The sequence below is a fragment of the Micromonospora sp. NPDC047753 genome (genome assembly GCF_040642735.1).
Lineage (GTDB): Bacteria > Actinomycetota > Actinomycetes > Mycobacteriales > Micromonosporaceae > Micromonospora.
On sequence record NZ_JBEYSL010000471.1, the window covers coordinates 1 to 5,250 of the forward strand.

A 5,250-nucleotide genomic window follows, 5' to 3' on the forward strand; every position below is an offset into this window, starting at 1 on the left:
CAGAAGAGCGAGACGAGGAAGGCCACCCCGATGGCGACGATGACCGCCCTCATCGGGTCGGCTCCCCACCGGCGTCGGCGCGCAGTGCGTCGGCCACCTCCCAGGTCCGGTACCGGGAGCCCTTGACCAGGACGACGTCACCCGGTCGTAGCTCGCTGCGCAGCACCTCGACGGCCGCCGCCTGATCGGTGAGCAGCACCGACTCTCCTCCCCAGTTTGCTACCGCTGTCGCGCCTTCGTGGATCGGCGCGGCCGGCTCACCCACCACGAGCAGCCGGTCGACACCCAGCTCGGCCGCGAGTTGGCCGACCTCGGCGTGGCCGTCGTACTCGAACGGGCCCAGCTCGGCCATGTAACCAAGCACCGCGACGGTACGCCGCCCCTGGCCCATGCTCGCCAGCGCCCGCACCGCGACCGCCATCGAGGCCGGGTTCGCGTTGTACGAGTCGTCGATCACGGTCACCCCGTCGGGGCGGTCGAAGACGTCCATCCGTCGGGTCGAGACCAGCCCCAGCTCGCCGAGGGCCGTGGCCAGCTCGGCCAGCGGCATGCCCAGCTCCCGGGCGACCGCCGCCGCCGCGAGCGTGTTCCAGACCTGGTGGCGGCCGGCCAGTCGGAGCCGCACCGAGGCGCGTCCCTCCGGGGTGACCAGGGTGTACGACGGGTGTCCCCGCTCGTCGAGCGTGACGTCCTCGGCGCGCACGTCGGCGTCGGGCGCCTCGCCGTAGCGGACCACCCGGGCCTGCGTGCGGCCCGCCATCGCGTCCACCAGTGGGTCGTCGGCGTTCAGCACGGCCAGCCCGTCCGGCGGCAGCGCCTCGACCAGCTCACCCTTGGCCACGGCGATGGCGTCCTGCGAGCCGAACTCGCCGATGTGCGACGTGCCGACGTTGAGCACCACGGAGATCCGGGGCGGCACCAGCTCGCACAGGTAACGGACGTGCCCGATCCCGCGCGCGCCCTTCTCCATCACCAGGTAACGGGTGTCCGGGTCGGCCCGCAGGGCGGTGTACGGGTGCCCCAGCTCGTTGTTGAACGAGCCGGGTGGCGCCACAGTGGCCCCGAGCCGGGAGGTGAGCTGCCCGATCAGGTCCTTCGTGGTGGTCTTGCCGGACGAGCCGGTCACGCCGATCACGGTCAGCCCGGTCAGCCGGTCCACCGCCGCGCGGGCCAGTCGGCCCATCGCGGTCAGGGCGTCGTCGACGAGCACCATCGGCACCCCGGGCACCTCTCGGCTGCCGAGCACCGCCACCGCGCCGGCCTGGATCGCCGTCGCCGCGTAGTCGTGCCCGTCGACCTTCTCCCCCGGAAAGGCCACGAAGAGCGAGCCGGGCCCCACCTTGCGCGAGTCGAACTCCACCGAACCGGTCACTGTGGCGGCCGGGTCGGCGGCCACCAGCCGCCCGTCGACCGCCGCGGCCACCTCGGCCAGGCTCAGCGTGATCACCGCTGACCCGCCAGGTCCCCGAAGCGGGCCCGCAGCGCCTCGGCCAACTCGATGCTGTCGTCGAACGGAAGCACCTGACCCGCCACCTCCTGGCCGCGCTCGTGGCCCTTGCCGAGCAGCGCGATCACGTCGCCCGGCTCCGCCAGTCGCACCGCCTCGTCGATCGCGGCGCGGCGGCCCGCCACCTCGATGATCCGGGCGGCCGTGCCGGCCCGGTACGCCCCGGCCAGCACCTCGGCGCGAATCTCCCCCGGGTCCTCGGTGCGCGGGTTGTCGTCGGTCACCAGCACCACGTCGGCTCCCTCCGCCGCGGCGGCGCCCATCACCGGCCGCTTGCCCCGGTCCCGGTCCCCACCGGCGCCGATCACACAGATCAGTCGGCCGGCGCTCAACTCACGCAGCGCGGCAAGCGCTGCCACTATCGCGTCCGACTTGTGGGCGTAGTCGACCACCCCGCGCACCGGCGCGGCGACGTCGACCAGCTCCAGCCGGCCCGGGACGCCCCCGCAGGCAGCCACACCGGTCGCGGCGGTCACCGGGTCCACCCCGGCACCGACGAGTGCGGCGATGGCCAGCAGCGCGTTGGCCACATTGTGCCGGCCGGGCAGCGCGACGCCGGCGGACACTGCCACGCCGTCCGGGCCGTGCGCGGTGAACCGCTGCGCGTAGCCCTCGCCGCCCACACCATCGGCCCACCAGGTAGCGCCCTGGTCACCGCCCGCCGAGTAGGTGATGGTGGTCGGCTTGAGCAGCGGCTTCAACGCCGGGTCGTCGTGGTTGAGCACCTCGACCGCGCAGCGCCCGTCGAAGAGCTGGGCCTTCGCGGCGAAGTAGTCGTCGCTGTCGGCGTGGAAGTCCAGGTGGTCGGAGCCGAAGTTGGTGTAACCACCGACGGCGAACCGGACCCCGCCCACCCGGCCCATGGCCAGCGCGTGGCTGGAGACCTCCATGACCACGGCGGTGACCCCACGCTCGCGGGCGGTGGCGAGCATGGCGTGCAGGTCGGTCGCCTCGGGGGTGGTGCGCACACTGTCGATCACCAGATCACCGAGGCGGGTCTCCACAGTCCCGACCAGCCCGGTGGTGTGCCCGGCGGCCCGCAGCCCCGACTCGATCAGGTACGCGGTGGACGTCTTGCCCGCGGTGCCGGTCACCCCGATCACTGTGAGGTCGGCGGTCGGGTCGCCGTACACGGCCGAGGCCAGCTCGCCGAGCACGGCGCGCGGGTCGGACACCACCAGGGCGGGCAGGCCGGTTCCCGCCGCCAACTCCGCACCGGCCGGGTCGGTCAGCAGCGCCACGGCACCCGCCTCGACGGCACCGGCGGCGAACTCCGCCCCGTGCCGACGGGCACCGGGGAGCGCCGCGTACAGGTCGCCGGGGCGAACCTCCTGGCTGGCGTGGGTGACCCCGGAGACGACCACCGCGGCGGCGTCCGCCGGAAGGTCGACGGCGAGCCGGACGGCGAGATCACCGAGCCGGACTCCGGTCACGGTACGTGGACGTGGATTGCCGGGCACGGCGTCAGACCCTACCCGGTCGTCCGGTTCCGGCCGCACAGCCGCCCCGGTGGTTCGTCGGCACTCACCGATGATGTCCCGCCATCGCTGCTCAGCGCGGATAGACCACGAACTTGGGCGCGGATCCGCCGGTCGAGGGTGGCACGCGGTAGTGACGCAGAGTGAACTGCATCATGTCGCGGAACGCTGGATTGGCGATCGCCGCACCCCCGCCGTTGGGCGCGTACACGAAGACCGCGATCACGTAGCGGGGGTTCTCGGCGGGGGCCATGCCGATGAAGGAGGACACCTTGTCGGGCTCGATCTTGCCGTTGACCAGCCGCGATCCGGTGCCGGTCTTGCCGGCGACCCGGTAGCCGGGCACCGCTGCGGTGACTCCGGTGGCGCCGTCGACGGTGGTGACGGCCTCCAGCATGGTGCGCAGGGCCGCCGCGTTCTGCGGGCTGAGCACCGACCGGGTGACCGGGGCCGGCGCGGGGGTGCGCTTGCCGTCCGGGCCGATCACCTCCTTGACCAGGTGCGGCTGCACGTACGTGCCGTTGTTGGCGATGGCGGCGTACGCGGCGGCCATCTGCAACGGCGTGGCGTCGACGCTGTGCCCGATGGGCACCGACCCACGCGACGATCCGCTCCACTCGTCGGCCGGCAGCAGTCGGCCGCTGGCCTCCCCGGGCATCCCCTCGCCGGTGGGCTTGCCCAGCCCGAACCGCTTCTGGTAGTCGATCAACCGGTCCCGGCCGAGCTTCTCCGCGATCGTGATGGTGCCGACGTTCGACGAGTAGGCGAGCATCCCCGGCACGCTCATCCGCTTGCCGTTCGCCGGATGGGTGTCGGAGAACCAGGTGTCGCCCATCTTGATGTTGTTGGCGATCGGCAACGTGGTGTCCGGCGTGATCACACCCTCCTGCAACGCCGCGCCGTAGGTGATGGCCTTGTGCACCGAGCCGGGGTCGACCACGAAGCTGGTCGCGGCGTCCTCCCGGGCGACCGGGTCGCTGGGCGTCGGCTTCGCCGCGTTGTACGTCGGGTTGCTTGCCTGGGCCAGGACCGCGCCGGAGGGAATCTCCATGACCACTGCCGCGCCGGTCCCGCCCGGCGCCTTGGCCATGCCCGCGCTGAGGATCTGCTGGGTTCGGAACTGCAGGTCGCGGTTGAGGGTGAGAGCGAGCGAGCTGCCCGGCTTGGCCTGAGTGGTTCGGCTGTAGCCACCGGGAATCGGCGCGGCGAGGTCGCCGAGGCCGGCCTCGTACACCCGTTTGCCGTCCTGACCGGCGAGCACGTCGTCGTAGCGGGCCTCCAGCCCTTCCAACCCGACCATGTCCTGACTGGTGAAGCCGATCAGGTTGGCCGCCAGGTCACCACCGGGCACCTCACGGCGCTCGTCGCGGTGCACCCCGATGCCGGACAGTTCCAGCGCCTGCACCCGCTTGGCGGTGGAGATCTCCACTCCCCGCGCCAGGTACACGAATCGGGACGGCTTGCCGTCCTCCAGCTTGCGGGGCTTCATCTGCTCGACGAGCTTCGACACCGCGATGCCGAGCAGCGGGGAGAGCGCCTTGGCGACGGCGGCCGAATCCTCCACCTCGGTCGGGTCGGCGTACACGTACCGTGCCTCGACACTGCGGGCCAGCGGCGCGCCGGTGCTGTCGTAGATCGCGCCCCGCGGCGCCGGCAGCTCGACGGTGCGGAGGCGGTCGCTGATGCCGCCCCCGGCGTACGCCGGAGCGTCGACCGTCTGGAGGAAGATCAGCCGGATCCCGATGGTGGCGAAGAGCGTCAGGGCGAGCACTGTGCCCAGCCGCAGCCGCAGCCGCGAGTCGGCCAGCTTCGGCGGGCGTCGTGGCTTGCGCGCCGGCCGCCGGGCCGCCGGTCGGTCGGTGCGCCGCGGCGCGCGTGGCGTGGTCCGGCGACGCGGCGGCGGCTCGTCGCCACCCGGGCCACGGCGGGTACGCGGTACGACGGTGCGCACCACCCCACCGCGCCCGGCGGCCGGAGCGTCGCGCCGACCGGCCCGGGCGGCGGCCCGACCGCCGTCGAGCACCTGCAACGCCGGCCGGAACGGGTCACCGGACCGGGTGCTGCGCGGCGTACGCCGCTGCTCGGCGCCCTGGCCGCGCGCCGGGGTGCCGCGCTCCTCGCGGACCGTGCGACCCCTCGGGGTGTACGCCCGGGCGCCGGAGATGCCCCCGATGCCCGGCTCGCCGGTGCGCGGCTGACCGTCGGGGCCGGTGCGCCGGACCGAGGCGGTGATGGTCTCGTCGTCGAACGGCACGATGGTGCGTA

The 5,250-nt window shown here is 73.4% G+C and carries 3 protein-coding genes; all 3 read right to left on the bottom strand.

Annotated elements, in window-relative coordinates; translation table 11 throughout:
- Positions 1 to 49 precede the first annotated feature (49 nt).
- From murF to ABZ749_RS28750, 3 genes are read right to left on the bottom strand one after another with little or no spacing between them, the layout of a single operon-like run.
- Positions 50 to 1,447 carry a UDP-N-acetylmuramoyl-tripeptide--D-alanyl-D-alanine ligase gene (murF, locus tag ABZ749_RS28740; RefSeq protein ID WP_357233269.1) on the bottom strand — a complete coding sequence of 466 codons (1,398 nt, stop codon included), beginning with the start codon at positions 1,445 to 1,447 and terminating at the stop codon, positions 50 to 52.
- Complete coding sequence (locus ABZ749_RS28745) at positions 1,444 to 3,006, bottom strand: UDP-N-acetylmuramoyl-L-alanyl-D-glutamate--2,6-diaminopimelate ligase (protein WP_357233271.1); 1,563 nt, start codon at positions 3,004 to 3,006, stop codon at positions 1,444 to 1,446. Before ABZ749_RS28745 ends, murF begins: the two co-directional genes overlap by 4 nt.
- 52 nt (positions 3,007 to 3,058) lie before the next feature.
- On the bottom strand, positions 3,059 to 5,239 hold the full coding sequence (locus ABZ749_RS28750) for a penicillin-binding protein 2 (RefSeq protein WP_357233273.1): 2,181 nt from the start codon (positions 5,237 to 5,239) through the stop codon (positions 3,059 to 3,061).
- Between the last annotated feature and the right edge of the window lie 11 nt (positions 5,240 to 5,250).